The organism is Janthinobacterium agaricidamnosum, from assembly GCF_003667705.1.
Classification (GTDB): domain Bacteria; phylum Pseudomonadota; class Gammaproteobacteria; order Burkholderiales; family Burkholderiaceae_D; genus Janthinobacterium.
Map to the genome: position 1 here is coordinate 3,966,360 of NZ_CP033019.1, position 25,766 is coordinate 3,992,125.

The following is a 25,766-nucleotide window of genomic DNA, read 5'->3' on the forward strand; positions in this document are numbered from 1 at the left end:
CTTATCCAAGATCAGGAAGGGACGCATCCATCAAATGCCACGTCACGTCGTCGTCAGGCAAATCGAGCAGCCAGTCGCGGCGTGGTCGCGGGAACGGCGCGCCCTGGTTCAGCCACGCCTGGCGCCAGTACTGGTTGACGATGGCCCGCAGCGGATGGTCGGCCGCCAACCACGGTTGCCAGACGCCGCTGACCGGACAGACCTGGTCGCAAACGCAGCTCAACAAAGGCTCGGGCCGCGCCACCTCGCGCAGCAAACCCTGCACCGTGCGCGGTTCCACGGCGCCATGGTTGTGCCGTATCGTCAGGCACTGCTCCCACGTCACGGGGCCATAACGGCTGTTTCCGTCAGCATCGAGCACGCTGAAATGGCGGAACGCTTCGCCTTCACTGAACAGCCGGGCCGGTTCCGTCAAATCCTGCCCAGCGGCCGGTTGCCAGTATGCGGAAAACGGCGCAGTCGGTGCGTCGCTGTGCAAGCCGGTGGGACGCAGCGCATAGTCGGCGGCCAGGAAATATGGTTTTTGCAACAAAGAGGAGGCGCTTGGCTGCGGCATGGCGGGCGGCGGGCGGACACCCTTGGCGGCATGCAGCAAGGTATCCCTGTCGCCATTCCAGGACGGCAGATCGGCGGGCGGGAGCGGCAAGACCTTGTCCAGATTAGGAAAACGCGCATTGGGATTGAATCCAAGTTCACGGCTAAGTACGCCGTAACGTTCCGCTCGCGCTTTATCAATGTACGGAACCAGCATATTTGCAAGATCAAACGGATCGCCAAATTCAATCGTGAGTTTGTTTGCGCATTTCTCGCAGCCCAGCCTTACTCCGGTATGTAATACTTGCAAGGCACGCTCTTTGGTTTCAGTTGTTCTTTCCCCATCAGACGTGCCGTCAGGCGTTCTTAATACAACATATAAATAAGATAAATCATATGCGGATGGGCCATATCCCTGCCCCAGTGCACACTCCATCATCTTGATTGCCACAGGAATATTCCCCCACATTTCAGCACCCGGATAATCCTTCCCCGCAGTGAGTTTTTCTCCTAAAAAACCCAGCGCTTGGGGGTTACCCATCTGCGCCGCCTTTTGCCAAAAGGCATAGGCACGCGTGATGTCGCCGTTAACGCCCGTGCCATTCGCGTAATACGTCCCCATCCGGTCATAGGCGGCAGGTATGCCCAGGCGCATCGCCTTTTCCACCAGTTGCACCGCTTCTTCCTCACCATATACAGGATCACGCCCTTCCACATACAGGCTGGCCAGATTGAGCATCGCCTTCCAGTGCAATCGCTCTGCCGCCTGACGCGTCAAATCGACGATTTTTTTGTAATCGCGGTCTTCCACGAAAATTTCAGGATCTTCCAAGGCGCGTGCTGCGAGAAACCAATCCTCGGCTTGCGCATCGATGGGCGGCACCTTATTCGCCTCGGTTTCACAGATAAAATCCGCTACATGGGGATTAAAAAGCGGCAAACTTTGGTTCCGTGGCAGGACTTTGTCGTTAGGCATTTTGCAGGCAATCAAAGGAGCAAAGAGAAGAACTGCCAACGCAACAAATGGCAGGCGAAAGAAGACAGTATTTTTTTTACTCATGATCAGCCCAGGCGTATGGTGGAGCTGCGTTTGTCTTCCAATGGCAGCAGGAAACCGGTCATTTTCTTTAAAAGTGCATTTTCAGATTTATCCCATTTTTTCTTGCGATTTGCGCCCATCAGCTCCACCCACTTCCGATAAGCATCCACAATCTCCGCCTTCGTCCCCTCCCCGCCATCAACCAATCCCCCGCTATGCATGCGCCACACCCGCTTGCGCAAATCGCGGGCCACGCGGTGGTCGACGGTGGCGATATTGATTTCGCTATCGACGGCCATGCTGCGCTGGTTCAGGTTGGCGCTGCCCAGCGTCATGAACACGTCGTCGACCAGCATCAATTTGGAATGGATGTAGATTTCACGGTAGCGCCAGCGGTCCTTGTCAAACGCACTGACATTGAGCATGGCCACCGATACCTTCAGCCCGAATTCGCTTTCGAGTGTCATCACGCCGGGTTTGTTGATGCCGTTGGCATGCTGCACCACGTCGGGCAACTTGACTTCCACCTCGTTGGTGATGCCGAATCCGCCTCTGACATGCCGGGTTTTCGGCTGCTTGTTGTAGTCATCGATCATGGTGTTTTGACCCGTCATGCCAGCGTGCTGCCCCAGCGCCGCCAGCGTATCGTGGGTGCGCGGCACCATCTGCGCGCGCTCCGGCACGGGGATGACGATGAATACATGCATGACCGGCATATCACGCATGGTCTTGCCAGCTTTCAGGCTTCCGGCCTTCCAGGCGGCGACCACCTTCTTGCGCTCGGCCAGCAAGTGCCGGGCCCATTCTTCATACTGGAAATACTGGTTTTCCACGTACAGGTAGCCGGCCGCCAGGCTGGCCTGGGTCACGGCGCGAAAATAGGTTTCCTTGATCGTCTTGTCCTGCTCCTCGGGCTGCGTCAGGACGATCTGCACGGTGGAGTCATCCGGCCCGGCCTTGCGCAACAGCTGGGCCGGCGGGTTTTTACATGACGAATACCAACTCACGCATTCCCCGGCGGCCTGATGCGTGCGGTCGTCGATCGCGCGGTCCCATGCCTTCACGAAATTGTTGTACAGCTCGATCAATGCCTTGCCGCCGTCGATGCGGCAGGCATAATCCTGGTACGGTTTCAGCGTGGAGAACCCGCCGTCCGCGGCCATTCCCTGCAAACACTCGCGCCGCTCGTTGACACCGCCCTGTTCGCGGCGCGTGTCGTCGAGCAGATGGGCCGTCGTGTCCCAATAATCGGTCACCGAGTTCAGGCCCATCACGTAACCGACGGCCTTGGCTCCCTCTTCGTGGGCGAAATCGATCAGGATCGTCTTCTGGTGATGCGTGCCCAAGTAGCTCATGCCAGGTTTTTCAATTTCCCCCATCGTCAGGCCGTGCGGCTGGCTTGTTTCGGTCGCGATACTCTTGCCTATCGCATGGCTGTTGCCGTGTCGCAGGTGAATCGTCAGGCGCCCCAACAAGCCATGGAACGCGGCCGCATACCAGCTGTAGCAGTATTCTTCACGCGCCAGCATCGGGATATCCTCGGGCCGTACCCTATCGCCCCTGTAACCGCCGCTGAACATCTCTTTCTTGGCGACCGCGTCCTGCAACATCGCCAGGCTGCCTTTTGCGCTGATGTTCTCAAAGCGCTGTCCACCGGTTTTCCATGGCGAGGTGCCATGCGAATGGCCCGGCATATTGTGCACCATTGGTGAACCGATCCGGTCATGCCAGATCAGCAAGCGCACCCTGAGGTGACGCCGCGTGGTGGCGTCGATCAGCAAATCGCCAAACGTTTCGCCACGCGGCCAGGTGGCGCTGTTGCCGCGCACCAGTTCCATGCCCGGGTCGAAACCCCAGCAGCACAGGTCGATGGACTTTTTAGCCTTGGCGATCTGGCCGGCAATGTCGGCGAACCCTTCCTGTCCGCAAATGAACAGTGTTAGCTTGTTGTTGTGCGTAATCGGATGAGTGGCCTTGCCCTTCAGGTTGCGGTTTTCCAGCAGCCACTGGAGCGAACTGGTCGCAGTCCGTCCGACTTCGTCGATATGGGTGGTTTCGATGCGGCCGCTCGATTCCGGCATGGCGCTCTCCAGTCAGTGTCGTGCATCATTGAACCCAGCGGCTGTCGCTGGTGTCGTCGAACGCGCGCAAGCCGCGGTTCGACAGCGTGTGTTCGCCGCCCGGCGCCGCGTCCGGGTCGAAGCGTGTGCTCGCCTGCAATGAAAACTCTTCGCCATTGCCAAGGACGACACGGTAGCGGGGCGTACCGTCCTGATGCGCGATCAGGATGCGGCCGAATTCGTCGGTCAAGCCGCGTTCGACTTCGGCTTCCCCGTTGTACAGCGTGTACGGCACATTGGCGTACTGGCCGCCATCCGCATGGGCCTGTATCGTATGCTGCAATTGCCCCGCTACCGGCGCGACGGGCGGTTCCAGCTCCGGCTGCGGCCGGTTCTTTGGCGCCAAGGTTTCCAGGTTTCCATGGAACAGCGTCGGCGACGCAGTAAAAAACTGTACCTTGTCGCTAATTTCAAGCATGCAATTGGCGCCATGCAGACGCACGCCTTTGCGGCCGCGAATATGCACCCAGTCGGTCTGACTGATCAATTCCAGCACCTTGTGAGCAACGATATCGACCGCATCGGTTTGCGCCGCGATCTGCACCGGGCCGGCTGCGGCGATCAGTTTCATGCCCGCCTTGTGGACGAACAGGCGGAACGCCGCGCCGATGCTGGCGAACAGGCCGCCGCCGGCCGCCAGCGACAGGTCGCGCCCGGTCGTCAGCGCCGTGTGCTCGGCGCTGACGATATGCGTCGATTGCGCGCTCGTCGTTTCGATACCGGCCGGACTGGCCAGCACCAGATGCGGCTTGGATAGTTCGGGAAATGCGCTATCGCCACTGCCGGCACCGCCCTTGATCCCGGCATGCTGGTCGTTGAGCACATCGGCGGCGGCGCCCTGCTGGGCGGCGCTTTCTTGCGCGCCGTAATGCTGCGCCAGGGCGGCAAGCGCCTTGTGCCGTTCAGCAGCCTCGGCCAGCCGGCGCAAGGTTTCATCCATGCTCTTGATATGCGAGGCGGAGCCAGGGCGCGCTTCGGTGGTCAGCAACATGCCGCGGCCGGCCCGCGCCACGCCCCAGGCGTCTGACGCCAGTTCCCAGCCCTCGCCACGCGCATCCTTGCGCCCGCTGGCGTCTTCGATGCGGCTGATGCAGCCGAGCGACAATTGGCTGTGCTGATGATCGCTTTTCAGTTGCGCCTGGATGCGCTGGTGCGTGTCGTCGAGCACCAACTGATTACCGCGCACGCCGCAGCCGCCGCCAGGCATCAGCTCGGCGCTGCGCCAGCCGCCCAGCATGCCTTGCCCCGGCAAATTCCACGGCGGCGCATGGTTGCCGTTGTACACTGCGCCGACGATGACGGGACGATCGATATTGCCGTCGAGAAATTGGATCAGCACTTCCTGGCCGATGCGCGGCAGCGCGATCTGGCCGAACGCCTGGCCCGCCCATGGCGTCATGACCCGGATCCATGGCGAACTGCCCGCGTCGAACTTGCTCAGCCGGTCCCAGTGGAATTGCACCTTCACCCGGCCCAGCCCGTCGGTATGGATGGTTTCGCCTGCCGGCCCGGTGACGATCGCCGTCTGCACCCCGGGCAACGCGCAAGGCGTGCTGTTGAAGTGCCGCCCCGGATACCAGCGGATGCTCTTGCGGATGCAGTTAAACCGGTTTTCATAATGCGACTTCGCGCCCGTGCCTGCCTGGTAATTGTTGCTGGCGATATGATCGACCGACAGGATCAGGTATTCGCGCGCGCCGATGTCCGGGCGCGCCGCCTCACCTCTGGCCGGCATGGCTTGCTGGGCGCTGAAGTGTCCGCCCAGCGTGAAACTGCGCCCGGCCTGGGCGCAGCGGTGATTGCCGCCAGCTTCGAAGTATTGCGCCTGGCAGTTCTGTTCCTCCAGGCGGCGTTGCGCCAGCGCTTCGCCGTCGCCCATGCCGGCATAGCCATAGCCGGTGTTTTGATACAGTTCATGGGCAAACACGTCGCCCTGCTGGTGCAGCGCATAGCCGCTGGCGCGGCTGGCATACGGATGCTTGTAGTTGAAGCTGGCCAGCGTGAGCGAGCCTGAAGCGATCTTGCGTATTGCCTGCCAATCGCGTATGCCGTCGCGCTCCAGCGAGCCCGCGCCGCTGCGATACACCATCTCGTCGGCTTCGCTGGCATGGCCGTCGCCAGGATCGATGCTGTCGCTCAGCCAGGTATTGTCGCCCAGACACAGCGTATGACCGTCGGCGCGATGTTCATACCAGTAATGGATACCCTGGTCTTCCCAGCGCCGGTGCAGATGGTTGTAATCGGTTTCATTATGCTGGTTGGCGCAGCTTAAAATTGCTTTTTCCTCATGCAGCCGGTTTTGCCAGTCGCGCTGCACATAATGATCGAAGGTCGTTTCGCTGATGTCGATGACCGTGCGTTCGTGGAACGAGACGTTGTCCATGCGCAGCCTGGACAACGCCAGCCAGGGTTGCAGCACCATCTGGTAGAACGCGAAACCGCCATCGCTGCGCAACAGGCGAAATTCGCCGACATAACCATTAAAATAGCGCAAGCTGCCATCATCGCGCACCAGCGAAATCGTGACCATGCGTCCCATCATCGCCGTCAGGGGGACGTGGAGATTATCGGACAGCAGTTCGACGTCGAAGCGGAAGTCGCGCGACATTTCCTCGTGTGCCCGCAAGCTGTTGACCAGCAGCGCGGTATCGGGCGGACCGTCCTCGCGCGGAAAATCCATGCGCAGCAAGCGGCTGTCCTGGACTCGCCTGTCCGCCCCGAAAAGCCGCGCCAGATCGGCTGCCAGCTCGCCATCATCCATGTTGCCTCCATCCCATAGTTTCCCTGGTCCATGCTAACCATGGTGGACGCTGGCATATTGATGGAACTCAAACCAGTTGCCCATACGCAAAAAAGCCGCATCGGCCCTGGGGCGGATGCGGCTTTGTTCCAGCGCTTGCTAAAACTGATTACTTCGCGGCTTTGGCAGCTTTCGGATACTTGATGGTCATTTCCTGCAGCAAGTTATCCGCGTGGTCCACTTCCTTCATCACCCACAGCATGTAGCGTATGTCGAGGTGGATGGCGCGCGTGATGGCCGTGTCGAAGTACCAGTCCTTGGTGATCGATTCATACGTCGAATCGAAGTTCAGGCCGATCAGTTCGCCGCGCTTGTTCATCACGGCCGAGCCGGAATTGCCGCCCGTGGTGTCCGCGCTGGTGAGGAAGTTGACCGGCACGGTACCCAGCACCGGGTCGCGGAACTGGCCGTAGCGTTTTTGCTTGACGGCGTCGATCAAGCCTTGCGGCGCTTCGAACGGGGCCTTGCCCGTGACTTTCTCGACGATGCCTTCCACGGTCGTGAACGGCCCCTTGGTGATGCCGTCGCGCGGCGAGTACGGCGAGACCGTGCCGTAGGTCACGCGCAGGGTCGAGTTGGCGTCAGGATAGACCGGCTTGCCTTGCGATTTCTTCCACGCAATCACGGCTTGCATGTATTGCGGAATCACGCGTTCCAGGTTGCCGTCGATTTCCTTGCGGCGCTCTTCCAGCGCCAGTTCCACCGGATACAGCTTGACGGCCAGCTGCATGAAAGCGTCGTCGGACTGGGCAACGGCAGCCTGGTCCTTGTCCAGCCAGGCCAGGCGCTTGGCCGTGTCAGCCAGTTGCGTCTGCTGGTACAGGGCCGCCACGGCCGCTGGGGCCGGCAGCAGCGCGTCCAGGCCTTGCGGATGGCTCTTCGCCGCCAGCTGGGCGTAACGTTTCAGGCCCGCTTCAAAGCGCGCCTGGTCGACCTTGTTGACGTACGACTGTTCCAAACGGGCCAGACGGGCCTTGATGAAGGCCAGGTCGCGCTGCTGGAAGCCCGATTCGCGCTCGGCGTCCGGCTTCTGGCGCTCTTGCGACAGACGGTAGACGGTGCGCGCGCTTTTCAGCAGGTCGCTGTTGGTGGCCACCGTCCAGGCGAACTCCTCTTCGCTCAGGGCCATGTCGCTGGCGATCGCCGCGTCCAGTTCGGCCAGCAGGGTGGCCGACACGTTCGGCTGTTTCGCGTACCAGGCGCGGAACTCGGCATCCTGCCCATCCTTGATGGCGGCGATGTCCTTGCGGGCGAAACCGTCGAGCAAGCCCTGGGTTTTCTTCAGCACGTTGTTGATGCTTTTCACCACGCTCGCGTAGCGCACGGCGGCGGCCGCATCGCCCTGCGTGGCGGCGGCCATCACGGCCAGGTCGGCTTGCAGTTCGGATACTTTCAGGGGGAAGGCCGTATCGCGCGCGAAGCGGATTTCCGCCGGCAGCTTGTAGCGGCTGGTGCGGCCAGGGTAGCCCGCCAGCAAGATGCCGTCGCCGGCCTTCAAGCCTTCGGCCGAGACCACCAGGAAGTCCTTCGACTTGTAGGGAACGTTGTCGGGCGACGGGTCGGCCGGACGGCCATCCTTGCCCACGTAGGCACGCAGGAACGAGTAGTCGCCCGTGTGGCGCGGCCATTCGTAGTTGTCGGTGTCGCCGCCGAAGTTGCCGATCTTGTCCGATGGCGCATACACGAGGCGCACGTCGCGTATCATCATCTGGCGGATGCGGTAGTACTCGAGGCCGCGGTGGAAGGCGGGCACGGAGCAGCGGTACATCTTGTCCGTCTCGCATTCGGCGATCAGGTCCTTGATGCGCTTTTCCACGGCTTCGTGGCGCGCGCGGCCGCTCATGTTGGCCGTCAAGCCTTTCAGCACGCGCTCGCTGACGTTTTCCACCTTGTCCGTCACATACACGAGGCTGTTCGGACCGCCCGGCAGCTCGCTAGCGCGCGTCTTGGCCAGAAAGCCGTCGGTGATGTAATTGTGTTCCGGCGTGGAATTGCGCTGCACGGCGCCGTAGGCGCAATGGTGGTTCGTCACCACCAGGCCCGCGTCGGAGACGAAAGCGGCCGAGCAGCCGCCCAGCGACACGATGGCGCTCATCGGATGCTTGCTCAGGTCGGCGAGTTTTTCTGCAGGAATGTCGATGCCGACCCGTTTGAGCTCGGCTTTCAGCTGTGGCAGCTGGTGTGGTTGCCACTGCCCTTCGTCGGCGTGTGCGCCGGCGAACGCGCCCAACAAGGCGACTGGTAAAACGATTGTTTTGAACAAGATATGCCCCTCCGTAAATAGCAGGCGAAAGTATAGCCTGTCCAAGGGACCTGAGTCGGCAAAAATTAACCCATTGCAATTTCTGTATCAGGCGGCTGGCTGCCTCACTCCCTGCAGGGGAATCTGCAGGGCCAGGCGGCAGCCGGCGCCCGACGCCGGCAAGCCCACCTCGAAGTGCCCGCCCAGCGCCGTCACCCGCTCGGCAATGCCGATCAGGCCAAAACACTGTTTCTTGCGCTGCTGCTGCGGCGTGATGCCGATGCCGTTGTCGCTGATGGTCACGTACACGGCGCAGGCATCCGAACTGAGCTCGATCTCGACCTGGCTGGCCTGGGCATGGCGCATGACATTGCTGAGCGCTTCCTGCACGATGCGGAACAGCACGATCTCGGCCTGGCTGCCGATGGCGGCAAACAGGGCCTCGTCGCGTATCAGCAGGCGGCAGGCGACGCCGCTGCGCTTGCGGAAGTCGCCCACCTGCCATTCGATAGCGGCCTGCAAGCCCAGGTCCAGCGCCATCGGGCGCAGTTCGTTGATGATGCCGCGCACGCTCTTGATGGTCGTGTCGACATTGCTGAGCACGGCGCCGACGCGGCCGTGCAAGCGCGGATGGGAACCCTCGGTGCGGGCGCTGAGCATGGAGATATCGATGCGCAGCGCCAGCAGGTTTTGCCCCAGTTCATCGTGAATATCGCGCGAAATGCGCTTGCGCTCGTCTTCCTTGGCCGTTTCCAGGTGCAGGGCAAGCTGGCGCAGCTGCGCGTGCGACTGGCGCAAGGCGCCATCCATCAGCTTGCGTTCCGTAATGTCCGTGTGCGCCACCACCACACGCAACGGCCCTTCGCCGAGGAAACGGCTGATCCTGGCCTGCGACCAGCGGGGCCCCGAGCGCGTGGCAAACTCGTATTCGAGCGCAAACGTGTCGGCAGTGCCGGCAATGACGGAGCGGATGCCGGCGGCCAGCTCGCGTCCGGCGCTGCGCTGCCAGCGCGGGTCGGTCTCGCAAAATTCCAGGTACTGCAGCGGCGGCTGCTTTTGCCCGACGAACGCCAGGCAAGCCTGGTTCGCATGCACGACGCTGCCCGCCTGGTCCAGCACCAGCACGCGGTCCGTCAGCGAATCGATGGTGGCGTGAAAGAAGCGCTCGGCATCGCGCAAGGCTTCCTGCGCCCGCTCGCGCTGGTGCACTTCCAGCTGCAGGTGCTGGTTGGCCCGCAGCAGTTCGGCCGTGCGGTCGATGACCCGCTGGTCCAGCTCGCGGTGCAGTTCGCGCAAGTCCGCCTCGGCCAGCTTGCGTTCGGTGATATCGGAAAACACGCCGACAAAATGGCTGATGGCGCCATCGGCCGTGCGCATGGGCGTGATCGACAGCGATTCGACGAAGCGCTCGCCATTCTTGCGCCGGTTCACCAGTTCGCCATACCAGCTGCCTTCCTCGTGCAGGCTGCGCCACATGGTTTCATAGAAATGCGGCAAATGCGTGCCGCCGCCGAGGAAGGACGGATCGCGTCCGATGGCTTCCTCGGCCTGGTAGCCGGTGATGGTGGTGAAGGCGGGGTTGACGGAAATGATGCGGTTGGCGCTGTCCGTCACCAGCACGCCTTCGCGGATACTGTCGAGGATGACGAAGGCGCGCCGCAAGGCCGATTCGCGCGCATGCTCATCGCCCAGGTCCGTCACCAGCATGCGCGCCGTGGCGCTGTCCGCGTCGAAATTGGCTTCGATGCGCACCATGCCGCCCATGCCGCCCGCCTCGCCTTCGAACAGTTGCGCCTCGAGCACCTGGCGCGCGCCGCAGGTAAAGACGGTGTCGAGGAAGCGGCGGAAGCCGCCCTGCGCCTGGGGCGCGACGAATTGCTCGAAGCGCCGCCCCAGCAGCTGGTTCTTGTCGCGCTGCAGCAAGCCGCAGGCGGCCACGTTGACACGCGTGATCACGCCCTCGCGCGCCAGCGAGAAGTAGCTGACGGGCGCCTGTTCATACAGCTGCGCATAACGGTCGCGGCTGCTTTCATATTCATTCTTCAGCTGCTCGAGCTCGGCCAGGGCCGCGTTCTGCATTTCCAGCTCGATCTGGCTGACCTGCAACTCATGCAGCTGGCGTATCACCTCTTCATTCGACTGCGGCACGGGCTGACGCTGCTGCGCCGCCAGTTGTTCGGCCTGCTCCCGCAATCGGGCCGGCACGCTCTCCTCGTCGAATGGTTCGCTCATGAGGCGCTCTCCCCTGCTTTCCCGTCTGCCGCGACGCCGGACTGGATCTGGCGCAGCTGGGCTTCCAGCAGCTTCGATTCCGTGATGTTGATGAAGGTCACGACCACGCCATCGATCACGTTTTCGATCGTGCGGTACGGCATGATGCGCACGTTGTACCAGCGCCCGTTCTTGGTCGGTACTTGCCGTTCGCAAAACACCAGGCTGCGGATCACTTCGAGCGCATCGTCTTCCAGGCCCGGATAATCGAGGTCGTTGACGATGTCGCTGAGCGGGCGGCGCAAGTCCGTCTGGATCAATTTGTAGATTTGCGTGGCCGGCGCCGTGAAGCGGCGGATGCGCAAATCGCTGTCGAGGAAGATGGTGGCGATATCGGTGCTGTTGAGCAAGTTTTTCATGTCGCTATTGACGAGCGACAAATCATCGACCTTCGATTGCAGCTCGGCATTGACCGTGTACAACTCCTCGTTGAGCGACTGCATCTCTTCCTTCGAGGTGGTCAATTCCTCGTTCGTCGACTGCAGCTCTTCATTGGTCGACTGCAATTCTTCGTTGGCCGATTTCAATTCCTCGCGCGAGGTCTGCATTTCATCGCGCACGGCCTGGATTTCATTGCGCGCCTGCGCCAGCTGCTGTTCCAGCTCCAGCACCTTGGGGTTAGGCGAACGGCCGCGCCGCGCCTCGGCCACCAGAGGCGCACTGGAAAACGTGACAAACACCATGCCGCGCAGGGATTCGGGCTGGCTCAGGGCTTCGGCGCTCAGATCCACGCCCAGCGATTGCCCCAGGTGGTCCTTGACGACCAGGCCCTTCAGGCGTACCACGCTTTCGCTTTGCAGCGCCTGCTTGATCAGGCTGGCCAGCTCGTAACGCAAGCCTTCGCGCGCCATGGCATGGATATTCCAGTTGGCCTTGCCGGCCGCCGGTTCGAGAAAGGCGCCCGTGCGGCCGTTGATGTACAGGATGTCGCCATCCTGGTTCAGCAGCGCGGCGGCCGGCGAATATTTCTGGAGCAATAATTGCTCGACATGGGATTGAATCTTTCCAGTCATGCTGACTTCTCTCGTGTCGCTAGGTGTAGGGGGGATGCCAACGAAACCTTGGTGGGAAAATACGTGGGCAGGCGCTGGCGCGCCAGGTTGTCGAGGCGGCGGTACAGCCGGGTCGACGTGGTCAGCGGCGAAAACAGGTCGGAGAAATGACCGGGCGTATCGGCGCTGCCCAGCAGCAAAATCCCATCGCGGTTCAAGGCGTAATGGAACAGGGGAATCAAACGCTGCTGCAGCTTGGCATTCAGATAAATCAACAGGTTGCGGCAGCACAGGATATCGAGCTTGGTAAACGGCGGGTCCGAAATGATGTTTTGCTGGGCAAAGATGATCGTGTTGCGGATCTCTTTCTTCACGTGATAGCCGCTCTTGTCATTGATAAAGAAGCGCTCCAGCCGTTCGGCCGATACGTCGCTGATGATGCTGTGCGGAAAGCGCCCCTGGCGCGCGCGGTCGATGGCGTCGGCCGACAGGTCGGTGGCGAAGATCTGCAGGCTGTACTTCGACGGCGGGTTGATGCTGGCCACCACTTCATGGAACACCATGGCCAGCGAATACGCTTCCTCGCCCGTGGAACAGGCGGGCACCCAGGCCTTGAAGGCGCGTCCGTCCGGGTGGGCGGCCAGCATTTGCGGCACGACCACCATCTTCAGGTATTCCCACACTTTCGGGTCGCGGAAAAAGCTCGTCACGCCGATCAGCAATTCCTTGAACAGCAAGTCGATTTCGGCGGGATTGGCGCGCAAATACGGCACGTATTCTTCCATCGACGTCATCTGGTACAAACTCATGCGCCGTTCGATGCGCCGCAGCACCGTATTGATCTTGTAATCGGTAAAGCTGTTGCCCGTATGCTCGGACAGCAAGGCGACGATTTCCTGCAGGGAATTGCGCCCGTTCGGCTCATGCCCCGGCAAGCTGAGGAAACTGCTGCGGAACAGGTAGGTGATGATCTTGTCCGGCATCTTGTCGGGAAAGTCGACGAGGTCCACCACTTCGGCGGCAATCGCGCTTTGCGGCATCATGTCGAACTTGGCCGTGTCGGGATGCTGGGCCAGGGTCAGGCCACCCGCCTGCTTGATGGCCTGCAAGCCGCGCGTGCCGTCGCTGCCCATGCCGGAAAAGATCACGCCGACGGCCAGTTCGCCCAGCTCGCTGGCCAGGCTCTCGAAAAAGGTATTGATGGGCAGGCGGTGGCCGCGCAGCTGCACCGGCTCGCTGAGCACGAAACGGCCCTTGGACAGGCCCAGGTCGGCATTCGACGGGATCACATAGATATGGTTCGGGCGCAACTCCGCCTGATGCGTGATTTCCGCGACGGGAATGCTGGTGGCGCGCTGCAGCAATTCCGGCAGCATGGCCTTTTGCGTGGGATCAAGGTGCTGGATCACCACATAGGCAATCCCGCTTTCCTGCGGCACGTTCGCCAGAAAAGCGACGATGGGATCGAGCCCGCCGGCGGAAGCGCCGATGGCCACCACGGGGAAAACGATGGTGGCCACTTCGGGGACGGAAGCATTGCTGTGTTTACTGCGTGTCATCGTCTGCAAGATAGCAGCCACGGCCAAACCGTCAGGCTGGGAATTGATAATCTTGCATTCTAGCACTCAAGATGGGCAGGAAAACGCGAATTTAGCGCAGGGATTTTCGCCTGCGCCAGCCTGTCCCCTTACTGCGCCTGCGGCACGTGCCAGCCGCCGCCCAGCGACTGGATCAGGGCCACGGCCGTCGTCTGGCGATCCGCCTGGGCCTGCACCAGCGAACGGCGCGCCGACAGGGCCGTCACTTGCGCCGTCACCACGTCCGTGTAGCCGACCTGGCCCGCGTTGTAGCGGTTCAGCATCTGCTGTTCGACCTGGTCGGCGGCCGACGACGCCTGCTGGCGCAAGGCCAGCTGCTCGGCCAGCGCGCGCGTGGCCGACAACTGGTCTTCCACGGCGCCGAAAGCACTGAGCACCGTCTGGCGGTAGCGCGCCACGGCCGCCTCATGGCCCGCCTTGGCCGCGTCCACGCTGGCCGTGGTGGCGCCCGCGTTGAACAGCGTTTGCGCGGCCGACACGCCCAACGACCACAAGCTGCTTGAAGCGTTGAACAGGTCGCCCACCTTGCTGGCGCCGGAACCGTAGGAACCCGTCAGGTTCAGGCTCGGATAGTAGGCCGAGCGGGCGATGCCGATCTGCTCGTTGGCCACGGCCACCCTGCGCTCGGCGGCGGCGATGTCGGGACGGCGCTGCAGCAGGGTCGATGGCACGCCCAGCGGCACCTCGGGCACGGTCAGGGTCCACGGCGCCGCGGCCAGACTGAAGTCGGACGGTGCGCGGCCCAGCAGGATGGCGATCGCGTGTTCGAGCTGGGCGCGGGCGCGCGTCTGACTCGACAGGTCGATCTGCGCATTGGCCAGCTGCGTCTGCGCCTGCAGCAGGTCGGACTTGGCGGCGATGCCCGAGTTAAAACGGTTGCCGGTGATCTCGAGCACGCGCTTGTAGCCATCGATGGTGGCGTTCAGCAGCGCGATCTGCGCATCGCTCTGGCGCAGCGAAAAGTAATTGGTGGCCAGCTCGCCCTGCGCCGACAGACGCGCGGCGGCCAGGTCGGCCGCACTGGCGGCCGCGCTGGCATCGGCGCCCGTCACGCCGGCGCGCAGCTTGCCCCACACGTCCGGCTCCCACGAGGCGCCGATGGCGGCCTTGAAGTTGTTGTTCGTCTGCTGCTCGCCGCCGCCACCCGAACGGGCGCCGCTGCCCGTCAGGTTCACGGTGGGGAACAGCGAGGCGCGCTGTTCGCGCACCAGCGCGCGCGCCTGCTCGTACGAAGCGATGGCGGCCGCCACGTTCTGGTTCGAGATGTCGATGCCTTCGGCCAGCTGGTTCAATTGCGCGTCGCCGAACAGGGTCCACCAGGGACCGCGCTCCAGGGTGTCGGCCGGCGCGGCCGGTTGCCAGCCGGCCGCCTCCTTGAACGTTTGCGGCGCGGCGGCCGTCGGCGTTTCATACGCGGGGCTGACGGCACAGCCGGCAAGGAGAACTGCCGCGGCCAAAGCCAGCAGGCGGCGTGCGGGAACGGCGGAGGAAATAGGTTTTACTTGCTTCATGATTGTGTGCTCGGGTTATCTGGCCCAGGAATGCGGCTCAATTGCTGCTCGTCGGCGCTGCGCGTGCGCAGCTTGTCGAGCAGGATGTAGACCACCGGGGTGGTCAGCAATGTGAGTAACTGGCTGGCAATCAGGCCGCCGATGATGGCGACCCCCAAGGGCTGGCGTAGCTCCGACCCCTCGCCGAAACCGATCGCCAGCGGCAAGGCGCCAAGCGCCGCCGCCAGGGTGGTCATCAGAATGGGGCGGAAACGCAGCAAACATGCCTCGCGCACCGCCTCCACGGCTGTCAAGCCGCGCGAACGCTCGGCCTCCAGCGCGAAGTCGATGATCAATATAGCATTTTTCTTGACGATACCGATCAACAGGAACACGCCGATCAGGGCGATGATGGAAAACTCCATGCGGAACAGCAGCAAGGCCAGCACGGCGCCCACCCCCGCCGACGGCAAGGTCGACAGCACGGTGACGGGGTGGATCAGGCTTTCGTACAGGATGCCCAGCACGATGTAGATGACCACGATGGCCGCCAGGATCAAGAGCGGCTGCTCCTTGTTGCTGTCCTGCGCGCTCTTGGCCGAGCCCTGGAAACTGCCGCGCACGTTGACGGGCATGCCGATTTCCGACTCCGCCTGGGCCACGGCCGCCTGCCCGTCGCTGAGCGGATAGCCGTCGGCCAGGTTGAACGACACGGTGGTGGCCAGCTCGCCGCCCTGGTGGTTGATCGAGGTCGCGGTCGAGCTTTCCGCAAAGCTGCTGAACGAGGACAGCGGCACCATCTTCGCCAGGGTGGTGCTCAGGGCCGAGCCGCTGGACGGGTCGCGCGCCGCCGTCGTATTCGACGTCGTCGCGGCCACGCTGGTGCTGGACGCGGCGGCGCTGGCGGCCGTCGTGCCGGTGGCCGCGACGGCCGCCGCATTCGACGCCGGCACATACACGGAGCGCAGCGCTTCCGGGCTTTGCGCATAACGGGGCGCCACTTCCATGATCACGTGGTACTGGTTCAGCTCATCGTAGATGGTCGCCACCTGGCGCTGGCCGAAGCTGTTGTACAGCGCATTGTCGATATCCTTCACTTGCACGCCCAGCTGCGTGGCGCGGTCCTTGTCGATGGAAACAAAGGTTTCCACGCCGTTTTCCGCCTGGTCCGTGTCCACGTCGATCAGGGCCGGCTGCAGCTTCATCTGGTCGGCCAGCTTCGCCGCCCACTTCTTCAGGTCCGCCTGGTTGTCGCTGATCAGGGTGTACTGGTACGTGGAATTGCTCGAGCGCCCGCCCATGCGCAAATCCTGCACGGGGTTGAGGAACAGCGAAATGCCCGTCACCTTGGCCAGTTGCGGACGCAGGCGCGCGATCACGGCTTGCCCCTTGTCCGTGCGCTGCGAGGCCGGCTTCAAGTCGATGAACATGAAGCCGCCCCCTGCCCGTCCGCCGCCCGTAAACCCCACGACGGTGGCGACGGCCGGGTCGTCCTTGATGATGTTGACCAGCTGGCGCAACTTGCTCTGCATGGCCTGGAACGAGATGCTCTGGTCGGCGCGCATGCCGCCATTGATCTGGCCCGTATCCTGCTGCGGGAAAAAGCCCTTGGGCGCGGCCGCGAACAGGTACACATTCAGGCCGACGACGAAGACGAGGATGGTCATCACCAGCGCGGCGCTCGACAGCGCCCAGTCCAGGCAATGCTCGTAGACTTTCAGCATGCGCTCGAAGCCGCGCTCGAACCAGCGCGCGACCCGGCCCGGCGGCTGGTGCTGCTGGCCGCTTTTCAGCAGCCAGGCGCACATCATCGGCGTGGTCGTGAGCGAGATCACCAGCGAAATCATCACGGCGGCCGACAGGGTGACGGCGAATTCGCGGAACAGCCGTCCCACCTGCCCGCCCATGAACAGCAGCGGGATGAAGACGGCCACCAGCGACAGGCTGATCGACAGTACCGTAAAGCCAACTTCGCGCGCGCCCAGCAAGGCCGCCTTGAAGCGGTCCATGCCCGCCTCGATGTGGCGCTGCGTGTTTTCCAGCACCACGATGGCGTCGTCGACGACGAAGCCCGTGGCCACCGTCAGCGCCATCAGCGACAGGTTGTTGAGCGAAAATCCCAGCATGTACATCACGCCGAAGGTGCCCAGCAGGGAGACGATGGTGGCCACGGCCGGGATGATGGTGGCGCGCACGCTGCGCAGGAAAGCGCTGACCACCAGCACGACGAGCACGATAGACAGGATCAGGGTGAATTCGATTTCGTGCAGCGACGAGCGGATGGAATTGGTGCTGTCGGACGCCACCTGCAGCTTGATGTCGCCCGGCAGCTGCGCCTGCAGTTGCGGCAGCAGCGCGCGCACGCCGTCCACCGTGGCGATGACATTGGCGCCGGGCTGGCGCGTGATCAGCACGATGACGGCCGGGTCGCCATTGAACAGGCCCAGGGTATTGTTGTTCTCCACGCCGTCGACCACGTCGGCCACGTCGTCGAGGCGGATGGCGGCGCCGTCGCGCCAGGCCACGACCAGGCTGCGGTAGTCGTTTGCTGAGCGCCCGCCCGAAGCCGTCGCCGCGCCCGAATAGATCTGCAGGCTGCGCTCGTCGCCGGAAATGGCTCCCTTGGGGCGGTTGGCGTTGCTGGCCTGGATGGCCGCCCGCACGTCCTCCATCGACAAGCTGTAGTGATTGAGCTGGTACGGCAGCAATTCCACGCGCACGGCCGGCAGCGAACCGCCGCCCAGTTCCACGTCGCCCACGCCTTTGACTTGCGCCACCTTTTGCTGCACCAGGTTCGACACGGCATCGTAGATCTGGCCCGGCGTGCGCGTTTTCGACGTCAGCGCCAGGATGATCACGGGCGCGTCGGACGGATTGGCCTTGCGGTAGGTGGGATTGCTGCGCAAGGTGGCCGGCAAGTCCACGCGCGCGGCGGCAATGGCGGCCTGCACTTCGCGCGCGGCCGAATCGATCTTGCGGTTCAGGTCGAACTGCAAATTGATGCGCGCCGAGCCCGTGCCCGACGACGACGTCATTTCGTTTACGCCCGAGATCACGCCCAGGCGCCGTTCCAGCGGCGTGGCCACCGACGTGGCCATGGTCGCGGGGCTGGCGCCGGGCAGGCTGGCGCTGACGGAAATGGTCGGATAATCGACCTGCGGCAGCGGCGAGACGGGCAGCACGAAGAACGCGCCGATGCCCGCCAGCGCGATGCCGATGGTCAGCAGCACGGTGGCGATGGGACGCTTGACGAACGGTTCGGACAGGTTCACGCGGCGCTCCCCGCACCCGGCTTATCGAGACTGACAGCGTTCTTCCCTTTGCCCGCGAAGCGCTGGCCCAGGCGGTCGAAGCCCAGGTAGATGACGGGCGTGGTGAACAAGGTCAGCACCTGGCTGACGATCAGGCCGCCGAAGATGGCCAGGCCCAGCGGACGGCGCAACTCGGCGCCCTCGCCCCAGCCCAGCATCAGCGGCACGGCCGCGAACAGGGCCGCCAGGGTCGTCATCAGGATGGGACGGAAACGCAGCAGCGCCGCCTGGTGAATGGCGTCCTGCGGGCTTTTTCCCTCGTCGCGCTCGGCCTCGATGGCGAAGTCGATCATCATGATGGCGTTCTTTTTCACAATGCCGATCAACAGGATGATGCCGATGATGCCGATCACGCCCAGGTCCTGGCCCGAGATCATCAGGGCCAGCAAGGCGCCCACGCCGGCCGACGGCAGGGTCGACAGGATCGTCAGCGGATGGATGTAGCTTTCGTACAGCACCCCGAGCACGATGTAGACGCAGACGACGGCGGCCAAAATGAGCCACAGCTGGTTCGACAGCGAGTTTTCATACGCGCCGGCCGCGCCGAGGAAGGTCAGTGTCACCGACGGCGGCAAGGCGATGTCTTTCGCCGCCTGGCGGATGGCGTCGACGGCGCTGCCCAGCGCCACGCCCTGCGTCGTATCGAAGCCCAGGGTCGTGGCCGGATACTGCGCCACATGCGTGATCTGCAGCGGCGCCTGTTTTTCGCTGACGCTGGCAAACGCGGACAGCGGCGTCGACTTGCCGGAACCCGTGCGCACCTGCAGGTCCGACAGGTCGGCCGGCGTGGTGACGATGCCCGGCTGCGCTTCGAGAATCACGCGGTACTGGTTGGTTTCCGTGAAAATCGTCGAAATGATGCGCTGGCCGAAGGCGTTATACAAGGCGTCGTCGACGGTGGCCGTGGTCACCGACATGCGCGCGGCGCTGTCGCGGTCGATGGCGACCGTCACGGCGGCGCCCGTGGCGCCCGCATCCGTGACGACGTTGCGCAGCTGCGATTGCTCGCGCATGCGGGCGGCCAGCTTGCCGGCCCATTCGGTGACGGTGGCCGTATCGGCCCCTTCGAGCGAGACGCGGTACTGCGTCGGCCCCGATTCCGCATCGATGGTCAGATCCTGCGTCGGCTGCAGATACAGGGTCACGCCGGCCACCTTGGCGACGCGGTTGCGCAGGCGTTCCATGATCTCGTCCTGGCTGCCGCTGCGCGGACGCTTCAGGTTGATCAGCATGCTGCCCGTGTGCAGCATGGTGTTGTTGGCCGCATCGACGCCGACGAGGGAACTCAAGGTATCGACAGCGGGGTCTTCCAGCAGCGCGCTGGCGGCCGCCTGCTGCAAGGCGGCCATGCGCGCGTACGAGACGGCTTGCGAGGTTTCGATGCGCGCCTGCAGCTGGCCCGTGTCCTGCGTGGGGAACAGGCCTTTCGGGATGGTGATATACAGGACGACGGTCAGCAGCAAGGTGGCCAGGGCCACGAGCAGGGTCAGTCCCTGGCGCTTCAGTACCCACACGAGCGCAAGGTCGTACTGATGGATGACCTTGTCGAGGAAAGCCTGGATGCGCTGGCCCGTGGCGCTGATTTTTTCATCGGCGTGGCTTTTCAGCCAGCGCGCCGACATCATCGGCACCAGGGTCAGCGAGACCACGGCGGAAATCAAGATCGTGATGGCCAGGGTCATGGCAAATTCGCGGAACAGCCGGCCCACCACGTCGCCCATGAACAGCAGGGGAATCAGCACGGCGATCAGGGACACCGTCAGCGAGATGATGGTAAAGCCGATCTGCGACGCGCCCTTCAATGCGGCGGCCATCGGCGTTTCGCCCTCCTCGATGTAGCGGGCGATGTTTTCGATCATGACGATGGCGTCATCGACGACAAAACCCGTGGCGATGGTCAAGGCCATCAGCGACAGGTTGTTCAGGCTGTAGCCGAGCAAATACATGACGCCGCAGGCGCCGATCAGCGAAATCGGCACGGACAGGCTGGCGATCACCGTGGCGCGCAGGCTGTGTAAAAAGGCGAAGATCACCAGCACCACCAGCAGCACGGACAACAGCAGTTCCATTTCCACGTGCTCGACGGAGGCGCGGATGCCCGTCGTGCGGTCGCTCAGCACGTCGAGCTTCATGGCCGCCGGCAGGCTGGCCTGCAGGTCGGGCAGCAGGGCCTTGATGGCGTCCACCGTCTTGATGACGTTGGCGCCGGGCTGGCGCTGCACGTTCAGAATGATGGCCGGCTGCCTGCCCGACCAGGCACCGAGGCGCGTGTTTTCCGCGCTGTCGACGACGTTCGCCACGTCAGCCAGGCGCACGGGTGCGCCGTTTTTATACGTGATGATCAGGCGCTTGTAGTCTTCCGCCGTCACCAGCTGGTCGTTGGCGTTGATGGTAAACGAGCGCGTGGGACCGTCGAAACTGCCCTTGGCGCTGTTGACGTTGGCCGCCGCGATGGCCGTGCGCAGGCTGTCGAGGCCCAGGCCGTACGAGGCCAGCAATTTGGTGTCGCCCTGGATGCGCACGGCGGGACGCTGGCCGCCCGACAGCGAGACGAGGCCCACGCCGTTGACCTGGCTGATCTTCAGCGCCAGACGCGTGTTGACGATGTTCTGCACCTGCGTCAGCGGCATCGTGTCCGACGTAATCGCCAGGGTCAGTACGGGCGCGTCGGCCGGGTTGATCTTCGCGTACACGGGCGGCGCCGGCAAATCGGTGGGCAGCAAGGAACCGCCCGCGTTGATGGCCGCCTGCACTTCCTGCTCGGCCACGTCCAGGGTCTGGCCCAGGGTAAATTGCAGGGTGATGAGGGAAACGCCGGCCGCGCTGGTGGAACTCATGCGCTGTAAACCCGACATCTGCCCGAACTGGCGCTCCAGCGGCGCTGTCACCGTCTGTCCCATGACTTCGGGACTCGCGCCCGGGTACAGGGTCTGCACCTGGATGGTGGGGAAGTCCACCTGCGGCAAGGCGGCCAGCGGCAGGAACTTGAAGCCGACCAGCCCCGCCAGCACGATGGCCAGCATCAGCAGCGCCGTGGCGACGGGGCGCTTGATGAACGGCGTCGATGGACTCATTGCGCTGCGCCCTTCGCCGGAGCGGTCGCCGGCGCACTGGCGGGAGCGGAGGCGGACGCCGAAGCGCTGGCCGCGCCGTCAGCATGCTGGCGGCGGTGGCGGCGTTCGCCGTTCGCGCCGGCAGCACCTGCGCCGCCCATGGCCGGCTTGTCGCCCGCCAGCATGACCTTCGCGCCTTCCTTCAGGCGGTCGGCGCCTTCCGTGATGACTTGCTCTCCCGCTTCCAGGCCGGCGCGGATTTCCACCATGTCGGTGGTGGCCTGGCCCCGCGTGACCATGCGCACGGTGACGGTCTTGTCGGCCTTGAGCACATACACGAAGTCGCCGTTGTTACTGTGACGCAGGGCCGTCACGGGTACCAGCACGGCGCCCGTGATGTTGCCCAGTTCCAGCCGCACGTTGACGAACTGGCTGGGGAACAAGGCCATCTTGTCGTTCGTGTAACGGGCCTTGGCGCGCACGGTGCCCGTCTGCACGTCGACCTGGTTGTCGAGCGCCGTCAGGCTGCCCTTGTCCAGCGTATGCGTGCGCGTGCGGTCCAGCGCCAGCGCCGCCAGGGCCGAGCCGCCATTCAGGCGCTCCTGGATGGTCTGCACCTTATCCTGCGGCACGGAAAATTCCACGTCGATGGGCGAGAGCTGCGTCACGACCACCACGCCGCCCGTGTCGCTGGTGCTCACCAGGTTGCCGATATCGACCACCTTCAGGCCCGCGCGGCCGCTGATCGGCGACACCACCTTGGTGTAGCCGAGGTTCAGCCTGGCCGTGCCTTCGGACGCGCGGTCCGTCATGACGGTGCCTTCCAGCTGTTTTACCAATGCGGCCTGCGTGTCGACGTCCTGGCGCGCGATGGAATCCTGGCCCAGCAGGGTTTGATAGCGTTTCAGGGTCAGGCGCGCGTTTTCCAGCTGCGCTTCATCGCGCTGGCGCTGGCCCGTGGCCTGCATCAGCGCCATCTCGAACTGGGCCGGATCGATCTGCGCCACCACCTGGCCCGCCTTGACCATGCCGCCTTCCTTGAATTTCAATTCCTTCAATATGCCCGACACTTGCGGGCGCACCGTCACGGTGGATGCGGCCGTCACCGTGCCCAGCGCATCGAGCACCACGGGCAGGTCGGACTTGACGGCCGTGGCCACGCCGACGGTGGTCGAGGGAGCGCCGCGGCGTCCGCCAGGCCCGCCGGGTCCGCCCGGGCCACCGGGACCGCCGGCACCGCCCTGGGCGCTGGCGCCGGAATGGGTCAGATACCAGGCACCGCCCCCCAGCGCCGCCATCACGGCCAGCGCGATGACCGTGCCGACGATTTTCGAACGGCGGCTGCGCCGCGGGGTATGGGGTGTTGTCTGCGAATCCATCGCTTATCCTTGTAGTGGCCGCTGGCACGGCGATTCTGTGGCGCCGGCCGAGGTGGAACACACTCAGGCCGGACGACCGTTTTTCGGGGTTGTTTCGGTACTCAGCCGGGGAGTCAAGAGCTGAAAATCAGCTGAAAAAACATCGCTCTCCAGCGTGAAACGACTCTAGCATAGTCATGTAACTGTTTCATTTCTACTTGAAACAATTACACACAGCCTGGCAGGCATGGGAGGACCAGGCGGGCCGGCAGGCGGGCCGACCCTGTGGGGTAACGGTGGAAAAATCAGGCTTGCGGGGCGTCATCGCCCGGCGTGCGCCAGACGCGGGCGACTCGCATGCAGATACAAACTCGCTACAAATCTCCCGCCAGCCGCCTTGACCCGGCGCCGCGCGGGGATCAAGTGGTCACAGACGGCGGCGATTCTTTACCTGAATTTACAAGGTCATGCCGAGGATGACATCCTGGTAGTCGGTGCGGCCGACGCGGAAGGTGCGCCGTCCCACCTGCGCAAAGCCGCAGCGCGCATAAAACGCCAGCGCGTCGTGGTTTTCCGCGTACACGCCCAGCAGCACGCGCCCTGCCCCGCCGGCGCGCGCTTGGCTCAGCGCCGCCTGCATCAGGCGCTGGCCCACGCGCCGGCCCTGGAAGCGGTGCAGCAGGTAGATGCGCTTGATTTCCAGGTCGTCCGGACGCGGGTCCGCCACCGGCAGGCTGGCGGGACTGAGCACCAGATAACCGACGGGTGCGCCGCCGGGCATAGCCTCGGCCAGCCACAGGCGCATGGCCGGCAGCGCCAGCCAGTCGCGGTACAGCTGCGCGTCATGCTGGCGCTGGCAATGGGCGATGACGTCGGCGCCATCGAGGATGCCGGCGAACGCTTCCAGGAAGGTGGCCTGTCCCACCAGCGCCAGCGCCTGTTCATCGCCCTTGATGCAAGGGCGGATGGTGATACCCGTGGGTCCACTCATGTCGCTTGCCATAGTCTGCTCCTCAAGGAAAACAAGCCGGGCGAAGCCGGCTTGGGGATGTCATCTATATTGCCGTGTAAGGCCTGACTTTACTTGCCGCCCAGGGGCACCTCGCACAGGCAATGCGTAAGCGCCATGAACGGTTTGCGCTCGCGCGTGATGCCCGACAGCCAGGAGAGGTCCTGCGCCATGCCCAGCGCCGCATCGGCTGGCAAGCCCGTGCCGGCCAGGCCCAGTTTCACGTGCTCGCCCAGCCCCAGCGAGGCCATGGCCTTGGAACCGAACATGCCGATCAGGCGATCGACGTTCGACGTTTCCTGTTCCAGGTAGGTCACGCGGTAGTCGGCGCCCATATTGGCCCGCTTGGCGGCCGAGGCCAGCGCATCGCCATAGCTGCCGATGCGGTCGACCAGGTTGCGCTCTTTCGCCTGCAAGCCCGTCCAGACGCGGCCCTGCGCCACTGCATCGATCTTTTCCGGCGTCGTCTTGCGCGCCTTGGCCGCCAGGTTCAGGAAGTCGCCATACACGTGGTTGATCGAACCCTGGATCACTTCGGCGAAGCGGGGATCGAGCGGGCGCAAGGGGTTGCCCGCGTCGGCCAGCCACGTGGTCGGCGAGCCGGCCGTGTGGATGCCCAGCTTTTCCACCACCTTGTCGGCCGTCGGCAGAATCGCGAACACGCCGATGGAGCCGGTGATGGTAGCCGCGTCGGCGATCACTTCATCGGACGAGGTGCTGATCCAGTAGCCGCCCGAAGCGGCCACGTTGCCCATCGAGACGACCACCGGCTTGCCGGCGGCGCGCGTCAGTTCCAGTTCGCGGCGGATCAGTTCCGAGCCGAAGGCGCTGCCGCCCGGCGAATCGACGCGCAGCACGACGGCCTTGATCGACTTGTCTTCGCGCGCCTGGCGGATCAGGCGCGAGGTGGACAGGCCGCCGATGGCGCCCGGCGGCGCGATGCCGTCGCCGATTTCACCGGAGGCGATGACCACGCCGACGGCGTCGCCGATGTGCACGGGGCGCAGACGCGCCAGGTAATCGGTGTAGTTCACCTGGCGGAAGTTCGTGCCTTCCGTGTTCTTGGCGCCGCGCGCCATCATGAACTGGCGCAGTTCATCGCGCGTTTTCAGGCCGTCGACCAGTTTTCCATTGAGCGACAGCTTGGCAATGTCGCCACCGGCAGCCGTCATCAAGGCTGGCAGGTTGTCGATCGTTTGCATGATCGCGCCGGCCGGCAGCTTGCGCGCCTTTTCCACGTCCGTCGTGTAGGTGGTCCACAGGCCGTTGTTCAGGTAGCGGTCCGCTTCAGCCGCCGCTTCGGACGGGCCGTTGGCGATGAAAGGCTCGGCCGCGCTTTTATACGTACCGACCTTCAGCAGGTTGACCGTCACGCCCACCTTGTCGAGCGCGTCGCGGTAGTAATTGCGGTAGCGGCCAAAGCCTTCCAGCATGACGCCGCCCATCGGGTGCAGGAACACCTCGTCGGCCTTGGCCGCCACCAGGTACTGGCGCTGGTTGTAGCTCGAACCCCAGGCCGTCACTTTCTTGCCCGTGGCGCGGAAACGCTCCACGCCGGCCGCCACTTCGCGCAGCGACGCCAGGCCGCCCCCCTGCAATTCGTCGAGCAGGATCACCATGGAACCGATGTTCTTGTCCTTGCCGGCCGTGTCGAGCACCGCCAGCACGTCGCGCAGCTGCACGCTTTTCTTGACTTCGCCGCTGACATTGGCCAGCACGGCCTCGCGCACGCCGCCCGGGGTTTCCTCGACCAGCGGGCCTTGCAAGTCGAGTACCAGGGTGGTCTTGTCCGCCAGGGGCTTGGCGCCGCCGCCAAAGATGGCAATCAGGATGGCGATGACGATCAGCAGGAAAATCAGGTTGATGACCGCGCGGCGGGTGGCGTCCAGCGCGCGCCAGAATGCGCCAAAGCCGCGGCGTAGCGGCGGGAAGGGGTTGAGTGACATCGA

At 63.8% G+C, this 25,766-nt stretch carries 13 protein-coding genes; all 13 read right to left on the minus strand.

The features are described from left to right. Nucleotide 1 precedes the first annotated feature (1 nt). Nucleotides 2-1,594: an SEL1-like repeat protein gene (locus tag D9M09_RS29145; RefSeq protein WP_070308400.1), complete on the minus strand. Its 1,593-nt coding sequence runs from the start codon at nt 1,592-1,594 to the stop codon at nt 2-4. A 2-nt stretch (nt 1,595-1,596) separates the two neighbouring features. Further along, on the minus strand, nt 1,597-3,654 hold the full coding sequence (locus D9M09_RS17940; protein WP_121670046.1) for a phospholipase D-like domain-containing protein: 2,058 nt from the start codon (nt 3,652-3,654) through the stop codon (nt 1,597-1,599). A 25-nt stretch (nt 3,655-3,679) separates the two neighbouring features. Further along, nucleotides 3,680-6,454 (minus strand): type VI secretion system Vgr family protein, encoded by a 2,775-nt coding sequence (locus tag D9M09_RS17945; protein ID WP_121670047.1) that lies wholly within the window; start codon nt 6,452-6,454, stop codon nt 3,680-3,682. A 148-nt stretch (nt 6,455-6,602) separates the two neighbouring features. Then, entirely contained in the window at nt 6,603-8,756 is a 2,154-nt protein-coding gene (locus D9M09_RS17950) for a S46 family peptidase (RefSeq protein WP_070224043.1), read from the minus strand. An 87-nt stretch (nt 8,757-8,843) separates the two neighbouring features. After that, nucleotides 8,844-10,967, minus strand: a complete 2,124-nt coding sequence (locus D9M09_RS17955; protein ID WP_240453412.1) for a PAS domain-containing sensor histidine kinase — start codon at nt 10,965-10,967, stop codon at nt 8,844-8,846. Then, nucleotides 10,964-12,019 (minus strand): PAS domain-containing protein, encoded by a 1,056-nt coding sequence (locus tag D9M09_RS29745; protein ID WP_240453413.1) that lies wholly within the window; start codon nt 12,017-12,019, stop codon nt 10,964-10,966. The genes D9M09_RS17955 and D9M09_RS29745 overlap by 4 nt, the downstream gene beginning before the upstream one ends. Beyond that, entirely contained in the window at nt 12,016-13,557 is a 1,542-nt protein-coding gene (locus D9M09_RS29750; protein WP_240453414.1) for a chemotaxis protein CheB, read from the minus strand. Before D9M09_RS29750 ends, D9M09_RS29745 begins: the two co-directional genes overlap by 4 nt. Before the next feature lie 128 nt (nt 13,558-13,685). Then, nucleotides 13,686-15,107, minus strand: coding sequence for an efflux transporter outer membrane subunit (locus tag D9M09_RS17965; protein ID WP_162995746.1), 1,422 nt, complete (start codon nt 15,105-15,107; stop codon nt 13,686-13,688). Continuing rightward, entirely contained in the window at nt 15,104-18,358 is a 3,255-nt protein-coding gene (locus D9M09_RS17970) for an efflux RND transporter permease subunit (RefSeq protein ID WP_121670048.1), read from the minus strand. The genes D9M09_RS17965 and D9M09_RS17970 overlap by 4 nt, the downstream gene beginning before the upstream one ends. Next, the gene (locus tag D9M09_RS17975; RefSeq protein ID WP_121670049.1) at nt 18,355-21,471 is read right to left on the minus strand and encodes an efflux RND transporter permease subunit; all 3,117 of its coding nucleotides are present in this window, start codon (nt 21,469-21,471) and stop codon (nt 18,355-18,357) included. The genes D9M09_RS17970 and D9M09_RS17975 overlap by 4 nt, the downstream gene beginning before the upstream one ends. Beyond that, nucleotides 21,468-22,829 (minus strand): efflux RND transporter periplasmic adaptor subunit, encoded by a 1,362-nt coding sequence (locus D9M09_RS17980; protein ID WP_121670050.1) that lies wholly within the window; start codon nt 22,827-22,829, stop codon nt 21,468-21,470. Before D9M09_RS17980 ends, D9M09_RS17975 begins: the two co-directional genes overlap by 4 nt. Before the next feature lie 436 nt (nt 22,830-23,265). Continuing rightward, on the minus strand, nt 23,266-23,799 hold the full coding sequence (locus D9M09_RS17985) for a GNAT family N-acetyltransferase (RefSeq protein ID WP_070288726.1): 534 nt from the start codon (nt 23,797-23,799) through the stop codon (nt 23,266-23,268). An 89-nt stretch (nt 23,800-23,888) separates the two neighbouring features. Continuing rightward, nucleotides 23,889-25,763, minus strand: coding sequence for a signal peptide peptidase SppA (gene sppA / locus D9M09_RS17990; RefSeq protein WP_121670051.1), 1,875 nt, complete (start codon nt 25,761-25,763; stop codon nt 23,889-23,891). Nucleotides 25,764-25,766: the final 3 nt, after the last annotated feature.